Below are 22724 nucleotides of genomic sequence, written 5' to 3'. Positions count from 1 at the left end.
GTGATTAACAGGATAAGGTGCGATTTGAAATACTGCTTCCGCGGGATCGATTATCTTTGCGGCCATGACGCGATGGGAAAATTATCTCCGTTCGGCCACAGCCGTACTGGAGGCCTATGATGGCAGCGTGCCGCTGCACCACTTCCTGAAGAGTTTCTTCAAATCCAGGCCCCAGATGGGCAGCCGCGACCGTAAATTGGTTACGCAACTGGTATACAGATATTACCGCCTTGGCCGCTGGCAGCTGGATATGCCGGTGGAAGACCGCCTGTTACTGGCCACATTCCTCTGTGAAACATCCCCTGAACCCATGCTGGAAGCCCTGCGTCCGGCGTTTTCCTCCCACATGGCCGCCTCTCTGGATGAGAAACTGGCCGTAGCCGGACTTACCTGGGATGCCGGAGCGGTATTCCCCTTCCTGCAGCAACTGTCTCCGTCGGTCAATACAGCCCAATTCAGCCGCTCTTTCCTCCAACAGCCCCGATTGTTCCTCCGGGCCCGTCCAGGCCGTAAGAAAGCCTTAATTAAGCAATTAGAGCAGGCCGGGGTAACCTATGCCACGGTAGGAACGGATGGTATTGCTCTGCCGAACGGCACCAAAACTGAAGCCATCCTCCCCGAAAAAGGCTGGTATGAGATACAGGACCTCTCCTCACAGGAAACCGGCCAGCGCTTTCATCCCAAAGCAAAAGAATACTGGTGGGACTGCTGCGCCGCCAGCGGGGGTAAGTCCATCCTCCTCCACGACATTCAGCCCGATCTGAGACTGCTGGTCACCGATGTAAGGGCATCCATCCTCGATAACCTGCGGAAGCGCTTTACAGAGGCCGGTATCCGCGATTATGCCTCCAAAGTGGTGGATCTTACATCGCCCCATGTAGGGGGACAGCTACCTCATACCCGTTTCAACGGCATCATCCTCGATGCGCCCTGTACCGGTTCAGGTACCTGGGGCCGCTCGCCGGAGAACCTTTATTTCTTCGATAAAGCCAGAATAGCAGAATATGCCGCCCTGCAGAAGAAGATCGCGGGGAATGTGGTACCCTTTCTGGCGCCGGGAGGCACGCTTATCTACATAACCTGCTCGGTATTCCGGGAAGAGAATGAGGATGCAGCAGCTTACATACAGCAGGAATGCGGGCTCCGGATTGTGGAAAGCACGGTGGTGGAAGGATATAACCGGTATGCGGATTCTATGTTCGTGACCGTTGCCCGGAAGGAATCATAAAACAGCCTTCTGTTAATATTGTATCAGATGGAGGTGTTCCTAATAGGGGTGAAAAGTCGTTTTAGGCAGGGATTTTATAGGGAAATGTTCTTCTAACCGTATTCTAACCGTATTAAAACAGTATTGTAACCGTATGCTAACCGTATTGTAACCGTATTAAAACCGTATTGTAACAGTAATGCTATAGTAATAGCAAAGTAACAGTGTGGCATGAATACAGCATTGAAACAGTAAACTACAATTCTTAAGACATGCCGGAAAGAAGGATCCCACGGCAAAGATTCTCAGAAAATAAAAGGCCCCTCTTGCGGAGGGGCCTTTGTATATAGCTGAATTACAATGCTTATCTGCGGATAATGCCACCACCCAGTACATCGTCGCCTTCGTAGAAAACGGCGCTTTGTCCGGGTGCAATACCTTTCACCTGGTCGTAGAAGTGAACCTTCACGAGATCACCGGAATTGTGGAGATTGGCTAAGGTGCCTTTATCCTTGTAGCGCACTTTTACCACGGCTTCCATGCCTTCGGGGAGGTGATCGTATTTTACGAGGTTGATGCCGCCTACGTTCATTTCGCTGCGGTTCAGTTCTTCTTCATCGCCCAGTACCACGGTATTGGTTTCGGGGATGATCTCGGTAACGAAGATGGGGCGGCCCAGGGCAATATCAAGCCCTTTACGCTGGCCGATGGTGTAGAAGGGGTAACCTTTGTGCTGGCCTACCACTTTGCCATTGGCGAGTACGAAATTACCGCCGTTTACACGTTCTTCCAGCCCGTCTACCTTCCGCTTCAGGAACCCGCGGTAATCGTTATCGGGTACGAAACAGATCTCATAGCTTTCGGCTTTCTTGGCCAGTTCGGGGTATCCGAAATCAAAAGCCATCTGGCGGATCTCGGTTTTACGGTAGCCGCCAAGGGGTAGGAGGGTGCGTTTGATAACATCCTGATCAAGGCCCCAGAGCACGTAGCTCTGATCCTTGGTTTCATCTACCCCCTTGCTGATGATACCTCTACCGTTCTCCACACGTATCTGGCCATAGTGGCCGGTGGCGATGAAGGCACAATCCATGGCATCGGCCCGTTTCATAAGGGCGCGCCATTTGATATGGGTATTGCACAGCACACACGGGTTGGGGGTGCGGCCTGCGAGGTATTCGTCCACGAAGTTATTGATCACGAAATCGCCGAATTCGTCGCGTATATCGAGAATGAAGTGCGGGAAACCGTGATGTACGGCAGCGGCACGGGCGTCGTTGAAAGAATCCAGGTTGCAGCAGCCGGTCTCCTTTTTGGAGGCTCCGGCGGAAGCATAGTCCCAGGTTTTCATGGTGATGCCCACCACTTCATATCCCTGCTCATGGAGCATAAGGGCGGTAACGGTACTGTCGATGCCCCCGCTCATGGCTACCAGCACTTTTCCATGCTTGCTCATTTTCCTATCGGTTTAGCGTGCAAAATTACTGAAAATACCCGGGATAGGGGGGCACGACCTATAGATACTGCTGATAGCACCATAGTTTCACCCGATAGGCCCGATGGAAAAAATTCAAAATGAATGGATTTACAACGATTGATATTGCATTTTTGCCATAATTCTTTAACTATTCGTCAAAAAAGTCACAGTCTAATTTTATATTTATCGGAAATTAGCCAGGTCATATATTAAATTTAGATGCATGCTACCTCGTTTGAATAAGGCTCACGTTATGAATCACCCCGAGTGGGGCGTTACCTCCGATCATCTTCAGTTACCGGAAAAAATTCTTCAGTTCGGCACCGGCGTACTCCTGCGCGGACTGGTCGATTACCTCGTAGATAAAGCAAATAAACAGGGTATTTTCAACGGCCGTATCGCCATTGTGAAAAGCACCGATGGCGGAGACGCCGCTGCGTTCCATGCGCAGGACGGACTGTTCACCACCCACATTAAAGGTGTTTCCCAGGGGAAGCCCGTTGATCAATACCTGGTAAATGCTTCTGTTAGCCGTGTATTGCAATCGAATGCAGATTGGGAAGCGGTGCTCGAAGCAGCCTGCCAGCCCTCCATGGAAATCATTGTTTCCAACACCACGGAAGTGGGCATTCAATATGTGGAAGAGAACGTGGCGGCAGGAGTGCCGGCATCTTTCCCCGGAAAACTGCTCGCCATCCTGTTTGAACGCTTCCGCCGCAAGCTCCCCGGCTTCGTCATCATCCCTACCGAACTGGTAGTGGATAACGGCGAACTGCTCCGCTCCATCGTCCTCAAACTGGCAGCGTATAACGAAATGCCGGATAATTTCATCCAGTGGATCAGCCAGGGCAACCGCTTCTGCAGTTCGCTGGTAGACCGTATAGTGCCCGGCAAGCCCAAGAATCTGGCGGAATGCTGGGAAGAAGCAGGGTATGAAGATGAACTGTGGATTGACTCCGAGCCCTTCCTGCTATGGGCCATTGAAGGCGATGCCGGTGTGGCACAGAAGCTGGGCTTCCACCGTGGAGACGACCGGATGCTCATCGCCCCCACCATCACCCCGTACCGCGAACAGAAACTGCGTATCCTCAACGGCAGTCATACCGCCGCCGTTACCCTCGGATATCTCTCCGGACTCAATACCGTGTACGAATGCATGGAAGACAACTACATGCGCCGCTTTTTCGAAACAGTGGTGAAAGGGGAGATCCTGCCTACGCTGGAACATCTCGGGCCGCAGGTAGCCGTGTTCGCCTCCGATGTGCTGGACCGCTTTGCCAACCCTGCCATCGAGCATAAACTATTATCCATCACTTTCCAGCAGAGCAGTAAAATGAATGCACGCAATGTGCAAACCATGATCCGCTACCGCGAAAGCAAAGGCCTTCTGCCGGAAATGATGCTGCTGGGCTTTGCCTGTACATTGCTCTTCCTCCGCCCTGTGCGGGAAAACGACGGCAAGTACCAGGGCCAGCGGGGAGACGATCTGTATGATATCAACGACGACAATGCCGCTATATTTGCCGGTTACTGGAAATCGGTTGCTAAAACAGGGTACCCCGAGATATCCGCTATGGTTCGTGATATTTGCGCAGACGACCGCCTTTGGCAAACCAACCTCAACCAAATGCCCGGTTTTGCAGACACCGTTACCGATCACCTCGTTGGCATGTTGCAAAACGGCGTAAAGGAATACATCATCCACCATTCCAAGGTTTTATAATCGCATGAAACAATTTTTGTCGGAAGACTTCCTCTTACAAACCGAAACGGCCCGGCGCCTGTATTTCGATTATGCGAAAGACATGCCCGTGATCGATTACCATAACCACCTCCCTCCGGATGAGATTGCGATGAATAAAACCTTCGCGAACATGACGGAGATATGGCTGAAAGGCGATCATTACAAATGGCGCGCCATGCGGGCCAATGGGGTTGCTGAAGACCTGATCACAGGTAATGCAGATGATTTCACGAAGTTCCGCGTATGGGCGGAAACGGTACCCTATACACTACGTAACCCGCTCTATCACTGGAGCGCGATGGAACTGAACAATCCTTTCGGCATCCGCGAAACCCTGAACGGGGATAACGCCGCCAAAATATATGAAGCCTGTAATGCACAGCTGCCGCAATATTCCACCCGCAACCTGCTCCATCATTTCAAGGTTAAGGCGCTTTGTACTACAGACGATCCTTCCGATTCCCTGGAGCATCATATTGCTTTGCGGAAAGAAGGGTTCGATGTGAAAGTACTGCCTACCTTCCGGCCCGATAAAGCCATGGCAACCGAAGACCCTGCCGTTTTCAAAGCCTATTTGGAAAAGCTGGGCGCAGCAGCGGGGATAAACATCAACTCTTACAAAACACTGTTGGAGGCACTTAAAAACCGCCACGACTACTTCCATGCAGCAGGCGGCCGCCTTTCCGATCACGGACTTAACTACTTTGTATACAGTGATTTTACGGAAGCAGCGCTGGAACAGGCATTCGCAGATGTAATGGCCGGAAAGCAGCTGGAGGATAAGGATGCAGTTATGTTCAAATCCGCCACGCTCCACTTTATTTGCCAGTGGAACCACGAAAAAGGCTGGGTACAGCAATTTCATGTGGGCGCCATCCGTAACAATAACAGCCGCTTACTCACCAGGCTGGGTGCGGATGCAGGCGTAGATTCTATCGGCGACTGGTCGATGGCTGCAGCCATGAGCAAATTCTTCGACCGCCTCGATAAGGACGACCGACTGGCCAAAACGGTAGTATACAACCTGAACCCTTCCTACAACGAAGTATTTGCCACCATGGTGGGCAACTTCCAGGACGGCAGTGTAGCCGGTAAGATGCAGTTCGGCTCCGGCTGGTGGTTCATGGATCAGAAAGACGGGATGGAGAAACAGATGAACGCCCTCAGCAATATGGGCCTCATCAGCCGCTTTGTAGGTATGCTCACCGATTCACGCAGCTTCTTGTCGTACAGCCGCCATGAGTATTTCAGAAGAATATTGTGTAATTTGTTCGGCAACGACGCAGAGAACGGTGAACTGCCCGCCGATATTCCATGGCTGGGCAAAACGGTGCAAAACATATGCTATAACAACGCACAGGCGTATTTTAATTTTTAATGCAACCAGTATCAGTCATCACTTTCGGAGAGATATTATTCCGCCTTTCGCCCGAATGGGCTAATCACCGCGCAGCCATGTACGTTGGCGGTGCGGAAGCCAATGTAGCCGCAGCACTGGGCACATGGGGCAATACAGTAGCCTACATCAGTAAGGCGCCCGACAATGGCCTTTCCCGCCAGGCTATGGCACAACTGGAAGCAGCAGGCATTGCTACTGACAGAATGCTCTGGGGCGGCGACCGAATCGGTGCATATTATTTATCGCAGGGAGCAGATCTGAAGCACTCCGAGGTGGTGTACGACCGTAAATACTCCAGTTTCAGTGAAATACAGCCGGGTACCGTAGACTGGGATGCCTTACTGGAAGGAGCCAACTGGTTTCACTGGAGCGCCATTTCGCCCGCACTCAACGCCAATGCAGTACTGATCTGCCGCGAAGTGCTGGAGGCTGCCACCCGTAAAGGCATGACCATCTCCACCGACCTGAACTATAGAAGCAAGCTCTGGCAATATGGACAATCACCGCTGGATGTAATGCCCGCGCTATCGGAATACTGCCATGTGATCATGGGGAACATTTGGGCGGCAGATATGATGCTGGGCGTGCATTTGAATAAAGAAGCCGTAGGGGAGAACTCGAAAGAGGGATATCTGCAGGCAGCACGGGAATCTGCAGCAGCTATCATTGCCCGCTTTCCCAAGTGCGACCGCGTGGCGTTCACTTTCCGGTTTTCGGAAGGGCCCACACACAACCAGTACTATGCCGTGTATTACACGCAGGGCGAGTTGTTTGTAAGCCGGCAATATGAAACCAATGACGTGGTGGACCGTGTGGGGAGTGGCGACAGTTTTATGGCAGGCCTTATTCATGCCAACCTGCATGGCTTTACCCCGCAGGATACAATCGGGTATGCCGCAGCCGCAGCTTATACGAAACTGTTCAGGATGGGAGATTTCAACCTCACGCCCCGGGAAACAATCACGCAAATGATGTAGTAAGATGAAAACGCAACCAGATATAATTGTAAAAGCATTTGAAGACACGAAGGTGATCCCGGTATTTTACCATGAAGATCCTGAAGTGTGTGCGGAAGTGATGAAAGCCTGTTATGCAGGTGGTATCCGCGTATTCGAATTTACCAACCGCGGGGAGGGCACCCGTCAGAACTTCGCGCATCTGCGCGATCTGAAAACCGCTACCATGCCCGACATGCAACTGGGCATCGGTACTATTAAGAATGCAGCCGACGCAAAAACGTTCACTGACATGGGGGCCGATTTTATCGTGTGCCCTGTAGTAGACCCTGAAACCGCTGCTTACTGCAAAGCTGCCGGCATCCTCTGGATTCCCGGATGTATGACGCCCACAGAGATTTCCATCGCGGAAAAGAATGGTGCACCACTGGTGAAGCTCTTCCCCGGAAGCGCACTCGGTCCTGATTACGTAAAAGCCATCAAACCACTGTTCCCCGGCCTGAAGTTTATGCCTACCGGTGGCGTGGAACCTGAAATAGCTAATCTGAAAGCCTGGTTCGGCGCAGGCGTTGTCTGCGTAGGTATGGGATCCAATCTCATCCCTAAAGATATCCTGTCTAAAAAGGACTGGTCCGGACTGGCTGAAAAGATTAAGCAAACGTTTGCATTATTAAGGTCGTTTCAGTAAATTGTTCTGTAATGATCATCCCTTAAACAATCAACTGATATGAATTCCACTGTAATTGGCCGGTATCGCTGGCGAATTGTCGCATTACTTTTTTTTGCCACAACCATATGTTATATCGACCGTCAGGTATTGTCGATGATCTCTACTGATGAAACTTTTCAGAAAGATATTCTGGGTTTATCGGCCGACCATGTGATGGGAACTTCCGATCATGCGGAATTTAAAAAAGCACTGGGTAATACCGATGCAGCTTTCAAGATCGCATATGCACTGGGTTTCCTGATAGTGGGATGGTTCCTCGACCGCATTGGCGTTCGCAAAGGCTTCCCGATTGCCCTGGGTGTATGGAGCCTTTCGGGTATGCTGCATGGACTGGTAAAAAGCGCGGGGGGATTAATAGGGGCCAGGTTTGCATTGGGATTGGGAGAAGCAGGGAACTTTCCATCGGCCAATAAAACCATATCGGAGTGGTTGCCGCGAAAGGAGCGGTCGCAGGCTACCGGTATCATGAATGCGGGCGCAAATATTGGGGTGATCGCTACCGCATTAGCCGTTCCGTTTCTGAATCAGCATTTTGGATGGAGAGTATGTTTTATTGTGACAGGGGCGCTGGGTTTTATACTGATCGCATTCTGGATTAAAATGTACCGTAAGCCCCGCGAAAGCCAATCGCTCAGCGCAGCAGAGCTGGAATACATTGAAAGTGATAAGGAGCAGGACCCTCCGGGTAAAGTATCCTGGATCAGGCTTTTCGGTTACCGCCAGACATGGGCTTTTGCCGGCGCCAAATTCCTTACCGACAGTGTTTGGTACTTCTTCCTCACCTGGCTGCCGCTCTTCTTCTCCCGCAACAATACGCTGGATCAGAAACTGGATATTTCTTCCATCGGTTTCACCTTCGTTTTCATTTATATCATTTCTGATATCGGCAGTATCTTCTTCGGATGGCTGACCACCAAATTCCTGAAAAACGGCTGGACGCTGAACCGCGCCCGCAAAACCACACTTGTTATCTGCGGACTGTGTGCATTACCGATTTTCTATGCAGCCTTTACCGGCAGCTACTACGTAGCGGTGGGCATTATTGCCCTCGGTACCGCAGCGCACCAGGGCTTCTCATCTAACATCCTCACCATGCCCGGCGATCTCTTCCCGAAATACGCCGTTGGTTCCGTAACCGGTATTGGTGGCACGCTCGGCGGTATCGCAGGTGCTATGATGACCTGGTACGCCGGCCATACAGACAGCTATGTTCCCTTCTTCATATATGGCAGCACCGCTTACCTGGTGGCCACGTTAGTGATCCACCTCTGTGTACCTAAAATGGAGCGTGCGGAAATAGCGTAAGAATGTTTAATCTTTTAAAGGGGAAAACAGCACCACCGTAAAAAGTGGTGCTGTTTTTTTATTGGCTGAACGATAAAAAAGAAGCGGCGGAGCAAAGGCCCCGCCGCTTTTCTATTTTCATCTACTTAAACGCTGATTAAAGGCTCACCCCGCGTTTCCAGGGAATGAAATCATCCTGGTGGAGGAGCTCGGCTTTGGTTACTTCTTCGCCACTCGCTACTTTGATCACGTATTCGAGGATCTCTTCACCCATTTGCGCAATGGTTTTTTCGCCACTGATAATGGTGCCGGTGTTGATATCGATGATATCAGGCATACGCTGTGCGAGGCGGGTATTGGTAGCCAGTTTAACAACAGGCGCAATGGGGTTGCCGGTAGGCGTGCCGAGGCCAGTGGTGAACAATACTATGTTAGCGCCGGAACCTACTTCAGCAGAAGTGGATTCCACATCGTTACCCGGAGTACACAACAGGTTGAGGCCCGGTTTGGTCACGTATTCAGTATAATCCAGTACATCGCGCACGGGAGAAGTACCGCCTTTTTTGGCAGCACCGGCAGATTTAATGGCGTCGGTGATGAGGCCGTCTTTAATATTGCCGGGCGAAGGGTTCATGTAGAAGCCGGAGCCTACAGACTGTGCCTGGCTTTCGTATGCACGCATGATGGAGATGAACTTATCGGCCGTGGCTTCTTCTTCGCAACGGTTAATCAGTTCCTGTTCCACGCCGCAAAGTTCAGGGAACTCGGAGAGGATGGTGGTACCGCCCAATGCTACCAGCATATCGGATGTATGACCGATGGCGGGGTTTGCGGAAATACCACTGAACCCGTCGGAGCCACCGCATTCCAGACCGATAACGATCTTTGAAAGAGGAGCGGGTTTGCGTTCCTGTTTATTGGCTTCCACGAGAGCAAGGAAGGTGTCACGGATGGCGTTGCTCAGCATGCTGAACTCCGAACCGCTTGTTTGCTGCTCGTATACCAGTACCGGTTTATTGAAATCCGGGTTGAGTTTTTTAAGTGATGCCTGCAGGATAGAAACCTGTGCGTGCTGGCATCCCAGGCTGAGTACGGTAGCACCGGCCACATTGGGATGGTGGATGTACCCGGCCAGCAGGGCGCAGAGCGCATCAGAATCCTGACGGGTGCCGCCGCAGCCACCTTCGTGGATGAGGAATTTAACACCGTCTATATTCGGGAAGATCTCACTGCGGGTATTGGCTTTTTGAGTCTCCGCAGCCTGATATGTTTTAATGGCGTCGAGATTGCCGCTTTTATACAGGCTCACAAGGTCGTTCACCTGCTCATTATATGCCTCCGTTGGCGCGAAACCAAGTCCTTTTTCAAAGGCGGTTTTAATAACGTTTACGTTCCTGTTTTCGCAAAACACCATGGGGATCACGAGCCAGTAGTTACGGGTACCCACCTGTCCGTCTTCCCGGTGGAAGCCATTAAACGTGGCATTTTTCCATTTGGTAACATCCGGTGCCTGCCATTGGATGGAGGCATCTTTTTCGTGAAACGCATCGGCATCGTGCTGAAGGTTCTTAACGGTAATGGGCTCTCCGGCCGGAATGTCAGTTACGGCTTTACCTACCAGCACTCCGTACATCAGTACGGGATCGCCGGAATGGAGCGTCCTGAATGGAAATTTATGTTTGGCGGGAACGTTTTGCAGCAATTGGATCGATGTGCCGTTGAAGTCAATCTGCCGGCCTGCCGGGAGATCCTGTAAAGCCACCAGCACATTGTCTTTCGGGTGAATCTGAAGAAAGGTATTCATGATATGCTAAAATAGATCATTTCGAAAACCTGCGTTAATACTATCGTCTGTATTCATGATTAAATATTAACGCTACCACAAAGGTACGAAAGCCCCTACCAAGTGATACCATTCTTTATGCAAACGTTTGCAGATACGGAAGATTCTTTATAACTTCCGGTCCCGTTCCACGGTTATTATTTTCATTACGATCACGCATTTATCAAAAACATCAATTATTCATGAGCACGCATATCGAAACCAGGTACGCCAGCAGTCCCGCTGAAGCCAAATCCTGGGACACTGCACAGGCGCGCGAAGCCCTGCTGATACCCTCCCTGTTTGAAGCAGGGCAGGTGAAGCTGGTATATAGTCATTACGACCGTTTCATCACCGGTGGCGCCATGCCTGCTGGGGCACCCCTCCGCCTCGAAGCTCCCGATACACTGAAAGCAGACTATTTCCTCGAACGCCGTGAACTGGGTATCATCAACGTAGGCGCCGCAGGCACCGTAACCGTTGACGGAGAAGCATTTGAACTGGGCCATAAAGAAGCCCTTTATATCGGAAAAGGAAAGAAAGAAGTGATTTTCGCCAGCGCAGGCTCAGCAGCCCCCGCCCTTTTCTACCTCAACTCCACCCCGGCGCATATGACCTACCCCACACGCCGTGTTACGAAAGCAGAGGCAGAAGTGGTAACCCTCGGCGCACAGGAAACTGCCAATCACCGCACAATCAATAAGTTACTCGTCAATTCCGTAATCCCCACCTGCCAGCTGCAAATGGGTATGACGGAGCTGAAACCCGGAAATACCTGGAATACCATGCCGGCACATACCCACGACCGCCGTATGGAAGTTTATTTCTATTTCGAAGTGCCGCAGGGCCAGTCGGTTTGCCACTTCTGGGGCCAGCCACAGGAAACCCGGCATATCTGGATGCAGAACAACGAAGCCGTAATTTCCCCTCCCTGGTCTATCCACTCCGGCTCAGGCACCAGCAACTACACCTTCATCTGGGGCATGGCAGGCGAAAACCTCGACTACGGGGATATGGATCACTGCGCTATTACCGAATTAAGATAATCATGGATATGATCACTAACTGGAAGAAATGGTGCCTCGCCGGCATCATCAGCGCCGGAATAGCCATGCCTGTATGCGCACAGGAAAGGCTGGTACCCGATACCATTTTCACGTATATGAAAAAGGTAAACGACTGGCAGTTCAAAAACCTGGAACGCAAAGGCTGGACATGGTCTAAATGGGACTGGACCAACGGCGCCCTCTATGCAGGCGCCTTCTCCTTTGCAGAAATCGCCAACGACCCGGTGAATATGGAACGCCTGCTCCGCATTTCGGAAGATAACGGTTGGAATACCGGTCCGCGCAGGCTGTTTGCCGACGATTATTGCGTAGGCCAGCTCTATTCCCAACTATACCGCATATACGGAGAGGAAGCCATGATACGCCGCTGGCGCTCACTGGCCGACAGCATCGGCCGCCTGCCGCACGACGAATCCCTCGAATGGAAGAACCATATCCATATGCGCGAGTGGGCCTGGTGCGACGCACTCTTTATGGGCCCCCCGGCCCTGGCGTACCTTTCCACCGCCACCGGCGACCCTTCTTACCTCGAAACTGCCGTGAAGCTCTGGTGGAAAACATCAGACTACCTGTACAATAAAAACGAACGCCTGTACTACCGCGACGCGCGTTACTTCGATAAAAAAGAAAGCAACGGTAACTCCGTGTTCTGGAGCCGTGGCAATGGCTGGGTAATGGGCGGCCTCGTACGCATGCTCAGTAATATGCCCGCAAACCATCCCTCGCGGCCTGCTTTCGAAAAGCAGTTTAAAGAAATGGCTACCCGCCTGGCCGCCCTGCAGCATGCAGATGGCACCTGGCATGCCGCCCTGCTGGATATGGACAATTACCCCTCGAAGGAAACTTCCGGCACCGGGTTTTTCCTCTATGCCATGGCTTGGGGCGTAAACAACGGACTGCTCCCGAAGAAAGACTTCCGCCCCGTGATGGTAAAAGCATGGAATGCGCTGCAGTCCAGCGTGCATACCGACGGCAAGCTGGGTTTTGTACAAAAGATAGCAGACTCTCCCGGTAAAACTACTTTCGACGATACAGAGGTGTATGGCGTTGGAGCCTTCCTGCTCGCCGGTACCGAATTGCTGAAAATGACGCTGGCAGAACAGAAGTTCCCCATTACCGTGGAATTGCATAACCCCGCAGGAGCTTCCGGCGGACTGGTGGAGCTGGACTACGCCGCGGTTGCTGCAAAGTGGAAGCCCCTCCGCAAAGGGCATTTCAGGATCATCAACGCTGTTACTGGTAAAGAAATCGCTTATCAGCTTATCACCGAAGGCGGTAAACAACCCGTGAAGATCCTGCTGGATGCTCCATTGGCACCCGGCGCAAAGGCTGTACTTACTTTCACGGAAGGCATGCCGGCGCCCGTTGAAACGAAAACCTACGGACGCTTCATTGCAGAACGCCTCGATGATTTTGCCTGGGAAAACAACCGCGTAGGCTTCCGTATGTACGGCCGTGCCCTCGAAGCACAGCCCAAACACAACGCTTACGGGGTCGACTTCTGGAATAAACGTACGGAAAAGATGATCGTCAACAGCTGGTACAAACGCACCAATTATCATAAAGACGAAGGCGAAGGGCTCGACGGTTACAGCGTAGGCTTTACCCTCGGAGCCGGCGGCATCGCACCTTATACGAAAGACAGCATCTGGTATTCCCGCAACTACGTTTCCCATCGCATGCTCGACAGCGGCGCGCTCCGCACCACCTTCGAGCTGGGATACGAGCCATGGAACGTGAACGGGCAGCAGGTGAGTGTTACAAAAAGAGTGTCTATTGACGCACATGCGCAGCTGTCACGTATGGAAGTTACCTATACCGCACCGCTTACGGCAGCTGTGGGGATTGTAAAAAGATCCGCGCCGGGAACGGAATATTTCGGTGAGAAAGACGGGGTGATGGGCTACTGGGAACCTGCCTCTGCGAAAGACGGTACCACCGGCATCGGTGTGGTAATGGCAACACCGGTGAAAGAGATGGCCATGGAAAAAGGGCATCTGCTTTCCATGGTGCCAACCGGGAAAGATAATAAAGTAGTGTATTACACAGGCGGCGCCTGGGATAAAGCGGGACTTATCACTTCTTCCGGAGAATGGTTCCAATACCTGCGGGAGCAGGCACAGCGGCTGAAGCAGCCCGTTCAGGTACGGATTTATTAAATTTGAAAAACAGGCATTATGTCCATATTTGACAAGTTCAGCCTTAAAGGCAAAACTGCTCTCGTAACCGGCTGTAAGCGGGGAATAGGTAAAGCGATGGCCGAAGCACTGGCGGAAGCCGGAGCAGACGTGATCGGGGTATCGGCCTCCCTGGAGCTGACCGGAAGCGACGTGGAAAAAGCCGTAACGGCTACCGGCCGTAAGTTCAAAGCTTACCAATGCGATTTTGGGAACCGGGATGCTTTGTATACATTTATTGCGGCAGTCCGGCAGGACTTTCCGGTTATCGACATACTTGTGAACAATGCAGGCACCATTATGCGCAAGCCCGCAGCAGAGCATCCGGACGAATACTGGGACGAGGTGATCGCCATCAATCAGACGGCGCAGTTCATCCTCACCCGGGAAATAGGGAAGCAAATGCTGGAAAGAGGCAGCGGGAAAGTGATCTTCACCGCATCGCTCCTCACATTCCAGGGCGGCATCAATGTGCCGGGGTACGCGGCCAGTAAGGGCGCGGTAGGACAGCTGACGAAAGCATTCGCCAATGAATGGGCGCACCGCGGTGTTAATGTAAACGCCATTGCGCCGGGGTATATCTCCACCGACAATACCGCAGCACTGCGGGCCGATGAAAAACGGAGCCAGGGTATCCTGGAACGTATACCGGCCGCGCGCTGGGGAGAGCCGGAAGATTTTAAAGGCCCCGTAGTATTCCTGGCATCGGAAGCTTCCTCCTATATGCATGGTACGGTAATGACGGTAGACGGGGGCTGGATGGGCCGTTAAAATCAATATAATTGTATGTCCGCACGTTCTGAAAAAACCATCGTTGATATCGCTGAAGAGCTGGGGCTCTCCGTATCCACCGTTTCCCGCGCACTGAATGATCATCCCAACATCAGCGCCAAAACAAAGGAAAAAGTTAAGAAGATGGCCCGGAAGCTTGGCTACCGGCCAAATGCCATGGCGGCGGGCTTGCGGAATAACAAAAGCAAGACCATCGGGCTCATCATCCCACGGATCTCCATGTTCTTCCCCGCAGCCATCACCACCGTGGTGCAGAACAAACTGCAGGAATATGGTTACCACCTCATCATCTGCCAGAGCAACGATTCACTGGAGCAGGAACAGGAACTGGTGAACACCCTGTATTCCGCGCGCGTCGACGGACTGGCGGTTTCCGCCACCCTTTCCACGACAGACTTCTCCCACTTCGACATTTTCAAACAGCACAATATCCCCGTTGTTTTCTTTGACCGCACGCCGAAAGATTACCAGGCCAAAGTGATCAAGGGAGATGATTTCCTGGGAGGCTACACTGCCACGGAGCACCTCATCGAACAGGGCTGCCGCGATATCGTGCATATATCCGGTCCGCTCACCTGTAACCTGTATAAGGAAAGGCTGGCGGGGTATAAAGATGCCCTTTCAAAGCACAAGCTGCCATACAAAAAGCCACGCGTTTTCTTCCACGAACTAACGCGTGAGAACGCATTGGCCACTGCCGAGAAGATCTTCGCACAGCAGCCTTACCCCGATGGTGTTTTCGCTACCAACGATACTACGGCCATCACCATCCTGGAATATTGCAGGAAGCAGGGTATCCGTGTTCCGGAAGATGTGAAGATTGTGGGATACTCCAATGATCCGCGAACCGAGATCGTGACCCCTTCCATTACATCGGTAGACCAGTTTTCCGCCACTATGGGCGAAAGGGTGGTAGCCGCACTGATGGACCTGATACAAAACAGGCATCCCAATTCTTACCGGCATCCCCAGGAGATCGTGCCCATTCAGCTGATCAAACGGGAGTCGAGTGTGGGATCGCCGAAAAAGAAAAAATGATCCACTTATGAAACGACTTGTCTTAGCATTACTCATTACCAGTTCCACCACCGCCTTCGCACAAACGAAGGTGAGCAAAAAAGAGATGAAAGCCCTTGTGAAGGAAAGCCTCGATTTTTCCGCAAGGCAATACAAAGGGATGATGACGGCAGTACCCGATTCTCTCTTCCCCCGTTCCACTAACAAAGACGGCAGTATGATGACTGCGAAGTATAACTGGTGGACGGCCGGCTTCTACCCAGGCTCCTGCTGGTACCTCTTCGAAGCCACCGGCGATCCGGCTTTCCGGGCAGAAGCAGAAAAGCGCCAGGAAAATCTTTTGCCCAATCAGTACCGCACCAATACCCACGATCTCGGGTTCCTCATGTATTGCAGCTTCGGTAACGACCTGCGGCTTACGAAGGATACTGCCGCCCGCAGCATCCTGCTTACCAGCTCCGCATCGCTCATCAAACGGTATAAGCCTTCCATTCAGGCCATCCGCAGTTGGGACCATGCCGGTTGGAAGTGCCCTGTGATCATCGACAATATGATGAACCTCGAAATGCTCATGTGGGCCGCCCGCGAAAGTAAAGATCCCAACTTTGCCCGCATTGCCGTGGAGCATGCCAATACCACATTAAAGAATCACTTCCGGGAAGATTACAGCTCCTACCACGTTATTGATTACGACACCGCCACCGGTCAGGTATTTGCGAAGAAGACGCACCAGGGCCACTCCGATGCCTCGGCCTGGAGCCGGGGACAGGCATGGGGGCTGTATGGATATACCATGATGTACCGCGAAACGAAAGACCGTACCTACCTCGATCAGGCGCGCCACATCGCGGATTACATGCTCAACCATCCCAACATGCCGGCCGACCTCGTACCTTATTACGACTACGACGCACCGGAGATACCCAACGCCATCCGCGATGCTTCCGCCGCCGCAGTAATGAGTTCCGCACTGCTGGAACTGAGCCGGTATGTGGATAAAGCGGAGTCTAAACGCTACTGGAATGCCGGTGCGGATGCATTGGTGAGCCTCAGCAGCGATGCATACCGTGCAAAAGAAGGTGCCAACAATCACTTCATCCTCATGCACAGCACGGGTTCGGTGCCGGGTAAGTCCGAACTGGAAGTGCCGCTTTCTTACGCCGATTATTACTATCTCGAAGCGTTGCTCCGCTATCAGAAGTGGGGAGGCCGTTAATATTTTATTTATAGGCGAATAGCCTTTCTGGACGGGGAATGTAGCCATAGGGGCGCGTTCCCCGTTTTGTTTAGACTCCCATCTGCCGTCTTTTTTTCCTATTTTAGCCATACTCAGATAACAAAAGAAACTAACATAAGACGAGCGTATGGGCCATTTTCCGAACCTGATTGTAGACCTTGCCCTGATCCTGGGCGCAGCGGCTGTAACCACATTAATATTCAAAGCACTTAAACAACCACTGGTACTGGGCTACCTTATTGCAGGTATCCTGGTAGGGCCTTACTTCCACCTGTTCCCTACGGTGCAGGAAGAGGGCAATATCAAGGTTTGGTCAGAAATAGGGGTGATCTTCCTGTTATTTAGTCTGGGTCTTGAATTCAGTTTCAAGAAGCTGATGAAAGTGGGAGGCAGTGCGGGGATCACCGCATTTGTGGAAGTGGCCGTGATGCTGGGCTTCGGTTATGTAGCCGGGCAGCTCATGGGCTGGAACACCATGGATTCCATTTTCCTCGGCGGTGTATTATCCGTTTCTTCCACCACCATTATCATCCGGGCATTTGAAGAACTGGGCGTGAAAGGGCAGAAGTTCGCAGGACTGGTTTTCGGTATCCTCGTAGTAGAAGATCTTATTGCCATCGTATTGTTGGTATTGCTTTCCACCCTTGCCGTAAGTCAGCAGTTTGCCGGTTCGGAAATGCTCATGGCCGTGGTGAAACTCGTGTTCTTCCTCGTGCTGTGGTTCATCGGCGGTATCTTTTTCATCCCTACATTATTGAAGAAGACGAAGAAGCTGATGAGTGAAGAAACCCTGCTGGTAACCTCTATTGCGCTGTGCCTCCTGATGGTGGTACTGGCAGTAAAAGTGGGATTCTCTCCGGCACTGGGGGCCTTTATAATGGGCTCCATCCTTGCTGAAACCACACAGGCGGAAAAGATAGAACACCTCATCAAATCGGTTAAAGACCTGTTTGGCGCCATCTTCTTCGTATCCATCGGTATGCTGATAGATCCCGGCATGCTGCAGATCTATATTGTTCCTGTAATTATTATCACCTTATTAACACTGTTCGGCAAAACCTTCAGCACCACGCTGGGCGCGGTAATATCCGGGCAGCCGCTGAAAACTTCCGTGAAAGCAGGTATGAGCCTGGCGCAGATAGGGGAGTTTTCCTTCATCATCGCCATCCTGGGCCGCGACCTTAATGTAACGAGCGATTTCCTGTATCCCATTGCCGTGGCGGTATCTGCAGTTACCACGTTTACCACGCCCTACATGATCAAAGTAGCCGATCCTTTCTACAACTGGCTCGATAAATACATTCCTGAAAAATGGAAGTCATCCCTCGCCCGGTATAGTACCGGTGCGCAAACGATCTCCCAGGCGTCTGACTGGCAGGTGCTTTTCAAGGGATATGTGCTCAATGCCATGGTGTTCTCCGTGATCATTCTGGCGCTGGGACTGCTGTCGTCCATATACGTACTACCTTTTGCAAACGGCTTTATTGGCGACAGATGGGGTAAAATGGTGACCGCAGCTATTACTTTCCTCGCTATGCTGCCCTTCCTCTGGGCGCTGGCGGTAAGGCAGATACAACCCAAGGCGTTCGCCAACCTGTGGTCGCAGAACCGGTATAAAGGCCCGCTTACGCTTTTCCGTACTGTCCGTATAGGTCTCGCGGTATTCCTTGTAGGCTTTATGCTGGACCGTTTTTTCTCCTTTACCGTGGCCTTAACCGCCACCGCCCTCATTACAGGGGTGCTGCTGATTATGAACCGCAGGATCCAGACCTTCTACGACCGCCTCGAAGCGCGTTTCCTCTCCAACTTCAATGCCCGCGAAACTGCAGAAGCAGCACGCAGGCCGGTATTGGCACCATGGGATGCCCACCTCGCCTCTTTTAATGTGCATGCCGACTGGAATGGCGTAGGTAAAACCCTCGAACAGCTGGGCTTCCGTGAAAAGTACGGTGTAAACATCGCCGTGATCGAAAGGGGAGAAAGGCTTATTCCCATCCCCCCGAAAAACGAGCGCCTCTTTCCGGGCGACCGCCTGCAGGTAATCGGAACCGATCAGCAGATAGAAGCCTTCCGCCAGTTTATAGAGCATCACGAGCCGCATCCACAGTATACCCGTTCAGAAGTACAGTTGCGCCGTTATGAAGTGCTGGAAGGGTCTGGCGTGAACGGTAAAACCATCCGTGAATCCGGTATCCGGGAACTGGCGCACAGTATGGTGGTAGGTGTGGAGCGTGGAAACGAGCGTATCCTGAATCCTATTTCCGATATGCGCCTCGAAACGGGGGATGTGGTATGGGTAGTGGGTAATCCACGCCGTACAACGGCCCTTTTCCGCGTAAAAGGCGACCAGCAGAAAATGATGTAAATCTTTCCCTGAATTCTATAATGCCCCGCCGGGTGTTCCTTCCGACCTTTGTATCCTCTAAAGGAAACATAACATGGAAACAATGGAACAGACGGTCAAAACAAGCTTCCCGGTAACCGGCATGAGCTGCGCAGCCTGCGCCGGCTCCGTGGAAAGCATGCTCCAGGCCCAGCCGGATGTAGTATCTGCCGCCGTAAACTTCGCCAGCAGCTCTGTGCTGGTAGAATACGTACCCGGTGAAGCTGATCCCGCAGCATGGAAGAAAGCAATTCAATCCGTAGGATACGACCTGCTGACCGAAAATATGGAATCAGGCCTGGAAGACCACCAGCGCCATCATTACCAAAACCTCAAACAACGCACCATCTGGGCCGTGATCTTTTCATTGCCCCTTGTGGTGATCGGGATGTTCTTCATGGACATGCCATACGGCAACTGGATCATGTGGGCACTCGCCACACCGGTTGTTCTCGTGCTGGGAAGGCACTTCTTCATCAACGCCTGGAAGCAGGCGCGCATGGGGAAAGCTAATATGGATACCCTCGTAGCCCTCAGTACCGGTATCGCTTACCTATTCAGCGTATTTAACACCCTCAACCCTGATTTCTGGCATAGCCGCGGCCTGCACGCACATGTGTACTTCGAGGCCGCCGCCGTGGTAATCGCCTTCATCCTCCTCGGCAAACTGCTGGAAGAAAGAGCAAAAGCCTCCACTTCCTCCGCCATTAAGAAACTGATGGGCCTGCAGCCTAATACCGTGGTGCGTGTTGCCGCTAACGGCGAAGAAACTGTAGTACCCCTCGCCGATGTACAGGTTGGCGATGTGCTGCTCGTAAAGCCCGGAGAACAGGTGCCGGTAGACGGGGAAGTGATCGCAGGTAAATCTTACGTAGACGAAAGTATGATCACCGGCGAACCGGTGGCAGTATCCAAAGAGCAGGGTTCCGAAGTATTCGCCGGTACGCTGAACCAGAAAGGCAGCTTCCGGCTGAAAGCCGCGCAGGTGGGCGGTACCACCCTGCTGGCGCAGATCATCCGCAAGGTACAGGAAGCGCAGGGCTCTAAAGCCCCCGTGCAAAAGCTGGTCGATAAAGTAGCAGGCATCTTTGTACCGGTGGTAATCGGTATCGCACTGCTGGCCTTTGCCGCATGGCTCATCTGGGGTGGCGAGAATGGTCTTACCCAGGGGCTGCTGGCACTGGTAACCGTACTCGTAATTGCTTGTCCCTGTGCGCTGGGCCTTGCCACGCCAACCGCCATTATGGTAGGCATGGGTAAAGGAGCGGAAAACGGGATACTTATTAAAGACGCGGAAAGCCTCGAAAAAGCATATCGCATTCAGGCATTGATCCTCGATAAAACCGGCACCATCACAGAAGGTAAGCCCGCCGTAACCGGCCAGGAATGGCTTTCTGAAGAAGACAGGCTCATGTATTCCGGTACCCTGCTGGCATTGGAACGTGAATCAGAACATCCGCTGGCAGAGGCCGTAGTGAAACAGCTGCAGGGCATTACACCCGAAAAGCTGCAACATTTCGAAAGCGTGACCGGCCGAGGTGTGAAAGGGAAAGCACTGGGGAAAGGATTTTATGCCGGTAACCAGCAGCTACTGGAAGAAAATGGCGTCCGCATTGCGGATTCACTGAAGAAAACCGCGGAAACATGGCTGAATGCAGCTTATACCGTAATCTGGTTTTCCGACGAACAAAAAGCACTCGCCGTAGTAGCCATCGCTGATAAGATCAAAGCGGGTTCTGCCGAAGCCATTAAACGCCTGCAGGACATGGGTATCGAAGTATGGATGCTCACGGGCGACAATTCCCGCACCGCCGCCGCAGTAGCCGCGGAAACCGGGATTAAGCACGTGAAAGCAGGGCTTATGCCCAGCGATAAGGCCGACTTTGTGAAAACGCTGCAGCAGCAAGGTAAAGTGGTAGCCATGGTTGGCGATGGTATCAACGACAGTCACGCGCTTGCACAGGCAGATGTGAGCATCGCCATGGGTAAAGGAACGGATATTGCGATGGACGTAGCCATGATGACGCTCATTTCTTCCGACCTCAGGCAGATCCCCAAAGCGATCAGCCTCTCCCGGAAAACAGTGCGCACCATCCGCCAGAACCTTTTCTGGGCCTTTATTTACAACATCATAGGCATCCCGGTGGCAGCAGGTGTATTGATTCCCATCACCGGCTTCTCTCTCGATCCCATGCTGGCAGGTGCGGCCATGGCCATGAGTTCTGTATCGGTAGTGAGTAACAGTCTACGCCTGAAGTTGTCCAAAATATAAACATCATTCAATCACCCAATATATAGTTAAACATGAAAACACTCCAATTCAAAACCAATATCAATTGCAGCGGCTGCGTGAAATCTGTTAGTCCGGCATTGAACGGAGAAAAAGAAATCGCCCACTGGGAAGTGGATACCGCTAACCCGGACAAGATCCTTACCGTTAATACGAGCACGCTTACCCCTGAAGAGGTGGAAGAAACTGTGAAGAAAGCAGGATTTAAAGCGGAAAAGATATAACGGGAACTGGTAGCGAATAGTGAGGTCAGGTAACCGGTTACTGCTTTCGGGCAGTAGCCGGTTTTTTTATGGGATAAAGAAGGGATGAATTATGCTTACTTCAGGGTAAAGGCTGGTATGATCAGGGTATGCTGTATGTATATAGTATGTATATAAAACGCAGTTTTTTCGCTACAGTATTGGGTTTGACCCCATTTTATATACATTAAGTATACTTTAACCCTTCTTTATCCCTTCTTTAGGGTAGCATAAGATATGGCGTAAATGCTCCGTTTTCCTGGTTTACTCTGATCTGGAAACTGCATATTGTTTACTTCAGCAACCCCAAATGAGGGTAAATGCGGCTAAATGAGGCAAAACGGCGTTTTCGTTTGTTCCGGTGACGCGTTCCCGGTAGATTTACAGTAAATACAACTCATGAAGCCACTGATGATCCTGTTGTGCCTGTTTCTCTGTTCATGTAATCATATCCGTGAATGGAATTTGAGCCGCCAGAAGGCGACGTGGATCAGGCGTCTTTCGGAGGCAGAACAGTTACGGGGTATCTGGTATTTTACGGCACCCGGTGTAGAAGGTAGCGTATATCCTCCGGCAGCAGAAACGCCGCTGGCAATGGACAGGCCGGTTCCGCTCATGTTGCAAGAAATACTGATTGTAGAAAGCTTATTGCAGGAGCAGTTGCCGGAACTGATCGTGGAAAAATATGGAGATATTTCATTGCCGCATCTTCATTTGAGTAACTACCGCCGTTATTACAAAGGTTTTCTCGACCGGGGCGGGTATCTGCATGTGAGGGTAGCAGGGCAGGCAGTCAGGGAAACTATGAGGAGGAAGGTGAAACCGGTACCGGTATTTTGGACAGTATGGATCAGTATTCCGTTTGGGAAGGCGTTTGATCTGGAGTGCGAATAAAAAGCTGTA

17 protein-coding genes are annotated in these 22724 nt (G+C 51.8%); 15 read left to right on the top strand and 2 right to left on the bottom strand.

Annotated features, from left to right (window positions below; translation table 11 throughout):
* Positions 1-64: 64 nt before the first annotated feature.
* The gene (locus tag DEV76_RS00535; RefSeq protein ID WP_109694039.1) at positions 65-1228 is read left to right on the top strand and encodes an RsmB/NOP family class I SAM-dependent RNA methyltransferase; all 1164 of its coding nucleotides are present in this window, start codon (positions 65-67) and stop codon (positions 1226-1228) included.
* Positions 1229-1571: 343 nt separating this feature from the next.
* Here DEV76_RS00535 and mnmA read toward each other — a convergent pair whose 3' ends face one another.
* Positions 1572-2660, bottom strand: coding sequence for a tRNA 2-thiouridine(34) synthase MnmA (gene mnmA, locus DEV76_RS00530; RefSeq protein ID WP_109694037.1), 1089 nt, complete (start codon positions 2658-2660; stop codon positions 1572-1574).
* A 274-nt stretch (positions 2661-2934) separates the two neighbouring features.
* Between mnmA and DEV76_RS00525 the strand changes: the two genes are divergently transcribed.
* From DEV76_RS00525 to DEV76_RS00505, 5 genes are read left to right on the top strand one after another with little or no spacing between them, the layout of a single operon-like run.
* Entirely contained in the window at positions 2935-4404 is a 1470-nt protein-coding gene (locus DEV76_RS00525; protein WP_232826834.1) for a tagaturonate reductase, read from the top strand.
* Between the two features lie 4 nt (positions 4405-4408).
* The gene (gene uxaC, locus DEV76_RS00520; RefSeq protein ID WP_109694033.1) at positions 4409-5803 is read left to right on the top strand and encodes a glucuronate isomerase; all 1395 of its coding nucleotides are present in this window, start codon (positions 4409-4411) and stop codon (positions 5801-5803) included.
* A complete protein-coding gene (locus DEV76_RS00515; protein WP_109694031.1) occupies positions 5803-6801 on the top strand; it encodes a sugar kinase in 999 nt (332 codons plus the stop codon). The genes uxaC and DEV76_RS00515 overlap by 1 nt, the downstream gene beginning before the upstream one ends.
* A gap of 4 nt (positions 6802-6805) precedes the next feature.
* Complete coding sequence (gene eda / locus DEV76_RS00510; RefSeq protein ID WP_109694029.1) at positions 6806-7468, top strand: bifunctional 4-hydroxy-2-oxoglutarate aldolase/2-dehydro-3-deoxy-phosphogluconate aldolase; 663 nt, start codon at positions 6806-6808, stop codon at positions 7466-7468.
* Between the two features lie 39 nt (positions 7469-7507).
* Positions 7508-8815 carry an MFS transporter gene (locus DEV76_RS00505; protein WP_109694028.1) on the top strand — a complete coding sequence of 436 codons (1308 nt, stop codon included), beginning with the start codon at positions 7508-7510 and terminating at the stop codon, positions 8813-8815.
* Positions 8816-8951: 136 nt separating this feature from the next.
* On the opposite strand, the gene DEV76_RS00500 is transcribed toward DEV76_RS00505, so the two are convergent.
* Positions 8952-10598 (bottom strand): UxaA family hydrolase, encoded by a 1647-nt coding sequence (locus DEV76_RS00500; RefSeq protein WP_109694026.1) that lies wholly within the window; start codon positions 10596-10598, stop codon positions 8952-8954.
* Positions 10599-10819: 221 nt separating this feature from the next.
* Here DEV76_RS00500 and kduI point away from each other — a divergent pair, with 221 nt between their 5' ends.
* From kduI to DEV76_RS00455, 9 genes are all read left to right on the top strand, one after another.
* Positions 10820-11662: a 5-dehydro-4-deoxy-D-glucuronate isomerase gene (gene kduI, locus DEV76_RS00495; RefSeq protein WP_109694024.1), complete on the top strand. Its 843-nt coding sequence runs from the start codon at positions 10820-10822 to the stop codon at positions 11660-11662.
* Between the two features lie 2 nt (positions 11663-11664).
* Positions 11665-13842, top strand: coding sequence for a glycoside hydrolase family 88 protein (locus DEV76_RS00490; protein ID WP_109694023.1), 2178 nt, complete (start codon positions 11665-11667; stop codon positions 13840-13842).
* 24 nt (positions 13843-13866) lie between these two features.
* Positions 13867-14631 (top strand): SDR family oxidoreductase, encoded by a 765-nt coding sequence (locus DEV76_RS00485; protein ID WP_198651929.1) that lies wholly within the window; start codon positions 13867-13869, stop codon positions 14629-14631.
* 15 nt (positions 14632-14646) lie between these two features.
* Positions 14647-15690 carry a LacI family DNA-binding transcriptional regulator gene (locus tag DEV76_RS00480; protein WP_109694019.1) on the top strand — a complete coding sequence of 348 codons (1044 nt, stop codon included), beginning with the start codon at positions 14647-14649 and terminating at the stop codon, positions 15688-15690.
* Positions 15691-15697: 7 nt separating this feature from the next.
* The gene (locus DEV76_RS00475; RefSeq protein ID WP_109694017.1) at positions 15698-16885 is read left to right on the top strand and encodes a glycoside hydrolase family 88 protein; all 1188 of its coding nucleotides are present in this window, start codon (positions 15698-15700) and stop codon (positions 16883-16885) included.
* Positions 16886-17033: 148 nt separating this feature from the next.
* Entirely contained in the window at positions 17034-19271 is a 2238-nt protein-coding gene (locus tag DEV76_RS00470; RefSeq protein ID WP_109694015.1) for a cation:proton antiporter, read from the top strand.
* An 82-nt stretch (positions 19272-19353) separates the two neighbouring features.
* Positions 19354-21561, top strand: coding sequence for a heavy metal translocating P-type ATPase (locus DEV76_RS00465; protein WP_232826833.1), 2208 nt, complete (start codon positions 19354-19356; stop codon positions 21559-21561).
* A gap of 32 nt (positions 21562-21593) precedes the next feature.
* A complete protein-coding gene (locus DEV76_RS00460) occupies positions 21594-21803 on the top strand; it encodes a heavy-metal-associated domain-containing protein (protein WP_109694011.1) in 210 nt (69 codons plus the stop codon).
* A 417-nt stretch (positions 21804-22220) separates the two neighbouring features.
* Positions 22221-22715, top strand: coding sequence for a hypothetical protein (locus DEV76_RS00455; protein ID WP_109694009.1), 495 nt, complete (start codon positions 22221-22223; stop codon positions 22713-22715).
* The last annotated feature ends 9 nt before the right edge of the window (positions 22716-22724 follow it).

The sequence above is a fragment of the Chitinophaga deserti genome (genome assembly GCF_003149455.1).
Classification (GTDB): domain Bacteria; phylum Bacteroidota; class Bacteroidia; order Chitinophagales; family Chitinophagaceae; genus Chitinophaga; species Chitinophaga deserti.
The sequence above is the reverse complement of the archived record's forward strand: the minus strand, read 5'-3'. Positions and strand labels throughout refer to the sequence as shown.

Bases quoted from the DNA above. Each gene is read 5' to 3' on its own strand.
- DEV76_RS00535 (WP_109694039.1), top strand. From the start codon at position 65: ATGACGCGATGGGAAAATTATCTCCGTTCGGCCACAGCCGTACTGGAG.
- mnmA (WP_109694037.1), bottom strand. From the start codon at position 2,660: ATGAGCAAGCATGGAAAAGTGCTGGTAGCCATGAGCGGGGGCATCGAC.
- DEV76_RS00525 (WP_232826834.1), top strand. From the start codon at position 2,935: ATGAATCACCCCGAGTGGGGCGTTACCTCCGATCATCTTCAGTTACCG.
- uxaC (WP_109694033.1), top strand. From the start codon at position 4,409: ATGAAACAATTTTTGTCGGAAGACTTCCTCTTACAAACCGAAACGGCC.
- DEV76_RS00515 (WP_109694031.1), top strand. From the start codon at position 5,803: ATGCAACCAGTATCAGTCATCACTTTCGGAGAGATATTATTCCGCCTT.
- eda (WP_109694029.1), top strand. From the start codon at position 6,806: ATGAAAACGCAACCAGATATAATTGTAAAAGCATTTGAAGACACGAAG.
- DEV76_RS00505 (WP_109694028.1), top strand. From the start codon at position 7,508: ATGAATTCCACTGTAATTGGCCGGTATCGCTGGCGAATTGTCGCATTA.
- DEV76_RS00500 (WP_109694026.1), bottom strand. From the start codon at position 10,598: ATGAATACCTTTCTTCAGATTCACCCGAAAGACAATGTGCTGGTGGCT.
- kduI (WP_109694024.1), top strand. From the start codon at position 10,820: ATGAGCACGCATATCGAAACCAGGTACGCCAGCAGTCCCGCTGAAGCC.
- DEV76_RS00490 (WP_109694023.1), top strand. From the start codon at position 11,665: ATGGATATGATCACTAACTGGAAGAAATGGTGCCTCGCCGGCATCATC.
- DEV76_RS00480 (WP_109694019.1), top strand. From the start codon at position 14,647: ATGTCCGCACGTTCTGAAAAAACCATCGTTGATATCGCTGAAGAGCTG.
- DEV76_RS00475 (WP_109694017.1), top strand. From the start codon at position 15,698: ATGAAACGACTTGTCTTAGCATTACTCATTACCAGTTCCACCACCGCC.
- DEV76_RS00470 (WP_109694015.1), top strand. From the start codon at position 17,034: ATGGGCCATTTTCCGAACCTGATTGTAGACCTTGCCCTGATCCTGGGC.
- DEV76_RS00465 (WP_232826833.1), top strand. From the start codon at position 19,354: ATGGAACAGACGGTCAAAACAAGCTTCCCGGTAACCGGCATGAGCTGC.
- DEV76_RS00460 (WP_109694011.1), top strand. From the start codon at position 21,594: ATGAAAACACTCCAATTCAAAACCAATATCAATTGCAGCGGCTGCGTG.
- DEV76_RS00455 (WP_109694009.1), top strand. From the start codon at position 22,221: ATGAAGCCACTGATGATCCTGTTGTGCCTGTTTCTCTGTTCATGTAAT.